Genomic DNA, 5259 nt, shown 5'->3' with positions numbered 1-5259 from the left:
ACGGGCCCGGTCGAGGCCGCCGCCCAGGCGGGTGCGGTGCCGTACGACGTCGTGGTTGGACAGCACCCAGGTCGCCGGAGCACCGACAGGACGCATCGCATCGAGCGACTCGTCGATGACCTTACGCAGCTCCACCGCGTCCCAACCGGTGTTGAGGGTCGAAGAAGGGGAGGACCTGGCTGCCGACCAGCCGGGCCTGTTCGCCGTGCCCGATGTCCGGCAGACCGGGCGCCTTGACCATGCCGTGGGCGACATCGATCCGGAAGCCGTCGGCGCCCAGGTCCAGCCAGAAACGCATGATGGCCGCGAATTCGGCGTGGACGTCGGGGTTTTCCCAGTTCAGGTCGGGCTGCTCGGGGGCGAAGAGATGGAGGTACCAGTCACCCCGGTCGGTACGGGTCCAGGCCGGGCCGCCGAAGAGGGACTCCCAGTCGTTGGGCGGCAGCTCGCCCCGCTCGCCCTTGCCGGGGCGGAACACATAGCGCTCCCGGGCGAGTGCGGGGTCCTGGAACCACGGGTGCCGGTCGGAGGTGTGGTTGGGGACGATGTCGATGATCACCCGCAGGCCCGCGTCATGGGCGGCGCCGATCAGGTCACGGGCGTCGTCGAGGCTGCCGAAGAGCGGGTCGACGGCGCGGTAGTCGGCGACGTCGTAGCCGCCGTCGGCCTGGGGCGAGGCGTAGAACGGCGTGAGCCAGACGGCGTCCACGCCCAGCGCCTTGAGATACGGCAGCCTGCCGCATACGCCGCGCAGATCGCCGATGCCGTCGCCGTTGCTGTCGGCGAACGAGCGGACGTAGACCTGGTAGATGACGGCGTCCCGCCACCATCCGGGACCTCGGTGCGGTGCGGTGGCCTGGGGGGCGGGGCTGGGGGAAGTGAGCTCCTGGGTCATCTGCCGTCCCTGTCGAGGTCAAGAGGTGGGGGTCAAAAGGCCGGGGCCAGGTCGAGAGGCCGGGGTCAAGCGGCCGGGGCCGGGAGGCCGTGGTGCCTTCACGCAATCAACGCTTGGGCGGGCGCGGGGTGACGGGGGAGAGGGGGTGCCGGGGGAGCCGTTCCGGCCATCCGACTGAAATTTCTTCCAACGAACTTGCAAGAATTTTCCGCAAGGTCTTTCGGTTTGTTTGCAGCGCTGTTACGTTCCTGACCGCCATCTAGGGCGATCCCCAAAGGAGTTCACATGCGGCGAGGCATACCCGGCATACGTGGCATCACCGCAACAGCGCTGGTAGCAGGCCTGGCGCTGACGGCGAGCGGGTGCGGCGGAAGCGACGGCGACGACAGCGCCAACAGCGGCGGCGAACTGTCCGGAACCGTAACCTTCTGGGACACCTCCAACGACGCCGAGAAGGCCACGTACCGCAAACTTGCCGAGGGTTTTCAGAAGGAACACCCCAAAGTCCACGTTCAGTATGTGAACGTCCCATTCGGTGACGCCAACGCCAAGTTCAAGAACGCCGCGGGCGGCAACTCCGGCGCCCCCGACGTGATGCGCAGCGAAGTCGCCTGGACCGCCGACTTCGCCAACCTCGGCTACCTCGCACCCCTGGACGGCACCCCCGCCCTCGACAACACCGGCGACTACCTCCCCCAGGCCGTCGGCTCCACCAAATTCAAGGGCAAGACCTACGCCGCACCCCAGGTCATCGACACCCTCGGCCTCTTCTACAACAAGAAGCTCCTCAAGGACGCCGGCGTCAAGGTACCCAAGACCTTCACCGAACTCGCCTCCGCCGCCAAGAAAATCAAGACCAAGACCGGCGCCACCGCCCTCTACCTGCGCGGCGACGACCCCTACTGGTTCCTGCCCTACCTCTACGGCGAAGGCGGCGACATGGTCGACGCCCGCACCAAGACCGTCAAGATCGACGACGCCGCCGGCGTCAAGGCCTTCAAGACCATCAAGGACCTCGTCGACTCCAAGGCCGCCGTCACCGACGCCACCGACGGCCAGGAAAACCAGCTCAAGGCCCTCAAGGACGGCAAGGCCGCGATGGCCGTCGACGGCCCCTGGGACATCGAGGGCGCCCGCGCCGGCCAGGCCTTCAAGGACAAGCAGAACCTCGGCGTCGCCCGCGTACCCGGCGGCAGCACCGCACAAGGATCACCGCAGGGCGGCTGGAACCTCTCCGTATACGCCGGCAGCAAGAACCTCCAGGCCTCCTACGCCTTCGTGAAATACATGAGCTCCGCCAAGGTGCAGCAGGAAACCACCGACAAGCTCAGCCTGCTCCCCACCCGCAAGTCCGTCTACGACGTCCCCGCCGTCAAGCACAACGAGATGGTCACCTTCTTCAAGCCCGCCGTCGACGGCGCCGTACAGCGGCCCTGGATCGCCGAGGGCAACTCCCTCTTCGAACCCATCAAGGTCCAGATGAACAAGGTGCTCACCGGCACCGCCACGCCCGAGCAGGCCGCCAAGGCGACCGGCGACGCCTACCGGAAGCTGCTCAAGGACTACAAGTGACAGTCGCCGTACGGCCACGGCCACGGCTGCGCCTCCGGGCGCGCCGTGCCGTCGGCACCCACTGGTACGCCTGGACGATGGTCGCCCCGGTGGTCCTCGTCATCGGGGTCATCATCGGCTTCCCCCTCGTCCGCGGCCTCTATCTGTCCCTCACCGACGCCAACGAGGCCAACGTCCAGCGCGACATCGGCGTCAACCACATCCCCGCCACCTACAAGTTCACCGGCCTCGACAACTACAAGGCGGTGCTCTCCGACGGCGTCTTCTGGGACCGCCTCGGCTGGACCGTCGCATGGACCGTCGCCTGCGTCGCCGTCACCTTCCTCCTCGGCCTCACGCTCGCGAACATGCTCAACCGCAAACTCCGGGGCCGCACCTTCTACCGCCTCGCCCTGATCCTGCCCTGGGCCATCCCCGCCTTCATCTCCGTCTTCACCTGGCGGATGCTCTACAACGAGAAGAACGGCATCCTCAACCAGCTGCTCGCCGGCGGCGGCATCGACGCCATCCCCTGGCTCAACGACCCCACCTGGGCAAAACTTTCGGTCATCGCCGTCAACGTCTGGCTGGGCGTACCGTTCATGCTGGTCACGCTGCTGGGCGGACTGCAGTCCATCCCCGGCGAGCTGTACGAGGCCGCCGAAATGGACGGCGCCGGCGCCTGGCAGCGCTTCCGCCACATCACCGTGCCGGGACTGCGGGCCGTCAGCAGCACCGTCATCCTGCTCTCCACCATCTGGACCTTCAACATGTTCCCGGTGATCTTCCTGCTCACCAGGGGCGGCCCCGGCGATGCCACCGAAATCCTGGTGACCTACGCCTACCGGCTCTCCTTCGTCGACAGCCCCCGCAACTTCTCCGAGTCGGCGACCTGGGGCGTCCTCATCCTCGTCCTGCTCTCGGCCGTCGCCGCCGTCTACCGCCGGGCGCTGCGCAAGCAGGGAGAGGTGTGGTGACCATGTCCACCAAGACTGAGCCCACCGAGACTGAGCCCGGCAAGACTGTGCCCGGCGAACCGCTGACCAGTGGTCCCGTGCGCGTCCGCAAGCGCGGCCAACGGCACTGGCTGGCCTCCGCCGGGCTGCACCTCGGCCTCGCCGTCGCGGCCGTCATCGCCGTCTTCCCGCCCCTCTGGCTGCTGGTCACCTCCTTCAAACCCAAGACCGACGCCTTCTCCACCAGCCTCGTCACCCACCCCACCCTCGCCAACTACACCCACGTACTGGCCGACACCCAGTTCCTGACCTGGTTCGGGAACTCCGTCGTCATCGTCGGGCTGACCACCGTCCTCGGCGTCTTCATCGCCGCCACCACCGGCTACGCCGTCAGCCGCTTCCGCTTCCCCGGTATGCGCCCGCTGATGTGGCTGCTGCTGCTCACCCAGATGTTCCCGGTGGCCGTACTGATCGTGCCGCTCTACAACCTGATGGCGACCCTGGGACTGCTCAACCAGCCCGCCGGCCTCGTCATCACGTACCTGACCATCGCGGTGCCGTTCTGCGCCTGGATGATGAAGGGCTTCTTCGACACCATCCCGGTGGACATCGACGAAGCAGGACGCGTCGACGGCCTCAACCCGTTCGGCATCTTCTGGCGGCTCGTCCTGCCGCTGGCCCGCCCCGGCCTGGCCGTCACCGGCTTCTACACCTTCGTCACCGCCTGGGCCGAGGTCGCCTACGCCTCCGCCTTCATGACCGGCGAGGAGAACCTGACGCTCGCCGGCGGCCTGCAGACCTTCGTCAACCAGTACACCAACGACTGGGGTTCGATGACCGCCGCCGCCGTGATCATCGCCGTACCGGCCGCGCTCGTCTTCGCCTTCGCCCAGCGCCACCTCGTCTCCGGCCTGACCGCCGGCACCACCAAGGGATGACATGACCACCCCACAGCACAACGTCACCCCCGACTACGCCACCCCCGACAACGTCACCCCTGCCACCGACTGGTGGCGCGACGCGGTGATCTACCAGGTCTATCCGCGCAGCTTCGCCGACGGCAACGGCGACGGCATGGGCGACCTGGCAGGCATCCGCAGCCGCCTGCCGTATCTCCGCGACCTCGGTGTGGACGCCGTCTGGCTCAGCCCCTTCTACGCCTCCCCGCAGGCCGACGGCGGCTACGACGTCGCCGACTACCGGGCCATCGACCCGATGTTCGGCACCCTGCCCGACGCCGAGGCCATCATCGGCGACGCCCATGACCTGGGCCTGCGCATCATCGTCGACATCGTCCCCAACCACTGCTCCGACCAGCACGAATGGTTCCGCCGGGCGGCGGCCGAAGGCCCGGGATCCGTCCTGCGCGAGCGCTTCCACTTCCGCAAGGGACGCGGCCAGAATGGCGAGCTGCCGCCCAACGACTGGGAGTCCCTCTTCGGCGGCCCGGCCTGGAAGGCGCCCGGTCTGCCGGACATCGGGCACGGCGAACAGGCCCGGCTGGTCGGCAGCCAGGTCCTCCCCTTCTTCGACCAGGACGGCGTGCACGCCATCTACCGCACCTGGCGCACCGTCCTCGACGAGTACACGGCGGACACCGACGTCCGGATCGCCGTCGCCGAAGCCTGGGCCCCCACCGCCGAACGCACCGCCCTTTACCTGCGTCCCGACGAACTCCACCAGGCCTTCAACTTCCACTACCTCAACACCGGTTGGGACGCGGTGGAGCTGCGTAAGGTCATCGACGAGTCGCTGGACGCGATGCGTCCTGTCGGTGCTCCGGCGACCTGGGTGCTGTCCAACCACGACGTCGTACGGCACCGCACCCGCCTGGGCGGCGGCCTCGACCGGGCCCGT

4 protein-coding genes and 1 pseudogene are annotated in these 5259 nt (G+C 67.9%); 4 read left to right on the top strand and 1 reads right to left on the bottom strand.

Going from position 1 to position 5259, the window contains the following annotated elements; genetic code table 11:
• Positions 1 to 895, bottom strand: a pseudogene (locus ADL29_RS40045) (alpha-amylase family glycosyl hydrolase); the annotation flags it as partial.
• A gap of 285 nt (positions 896 to 1180) precedes the next feature.
• Here ADL29_RS40045 and ADL29_RS40040 point away from each other — a divergent pair.
• The 4 genes from ADL29_RS40040 to ADL29_RS40025 form a co-directional block, all read left to right on the top strand.
• Complete coding sequence (locus tag ADL29_RS40040) at positions 1181 to 2467, top strand: extracellular solute-binding protein (RefSeq protein ID WP_053928402.1); 1287 nt, start codon at positions 1181 to 1183, stop codon at positions 2465 to 2467.
• A 77-nt stretch (positions 2468 to 2544) separates the two neighbouring features.
• Positions 2545 to 3423: a carbohydrate ABC transporter permease gene (locus ADL29_RS40035; protein ID WP_053928404.1), complete on the top strand. Its 879-nt coding sequence runs from the start codon at positions 2545 to 2547 to the stop codon at positions 3421 to 3423.
• A 2-nt stretch (positions 3424 to 3425) separates the two neighbouring features.
• A complete protein-coding gene (locus tag ADL29_RS40030) occupies positions 3426 to 4340 on the top strand; it encodes a sugar ABC transporter permease (protein ID WP_245689840.1) in 915 nt (304 codons plus the stop codon).
• A 1-nt stretch (position 4341) separates the two neighbouring features.
• Positions 4342 to 5259, top strand: a 918-nt coding sequence (locus ADL29_RS40025) for an alpha-amylase family glycosyl hydrolase (protein WP_245689839.1), incomplete at its 3' end; no start/stop codon positions are given.

The sequence above is a fragment of the Streptomyces chattanoogensis genome (assembly GCF_001294335.1).
Classification (GTDB): Bacteria; Actinomycetota; Actinomycetes; order Streptomycetales; family Streptomycetaceae; genus Streptomyces; species Streptomyces chattanoogensis.
This window is presented reverse-complemented; position numbering and strand designations above follow the sequence as displayed.

Bases quoted from the DNA above. Each gene is read 5' to 3' on its own strand.
- ADL29_RS40040 (WP_053928402.1), top strand. From the start codon at position 1,181: ATGCGGCGAGGCATACCCGGCATACGTGGCATCACCGCAACAGCGCTG.
- ADL29_RS40035 (WP_053928404.1), top strand. From the start codon at position 2,545: ATGGTCGCCCCGGTGGTCCTCGTCATCGGGGTCATCATCGGCTTCCCC.
- ADL29_RS40030 (WP_245689840.1), top strand. From the start codon at position 3,426: ATGTCCACCAAGACTGAGCCCACCGAGACTGAGCCCGGCAAGACTGTG.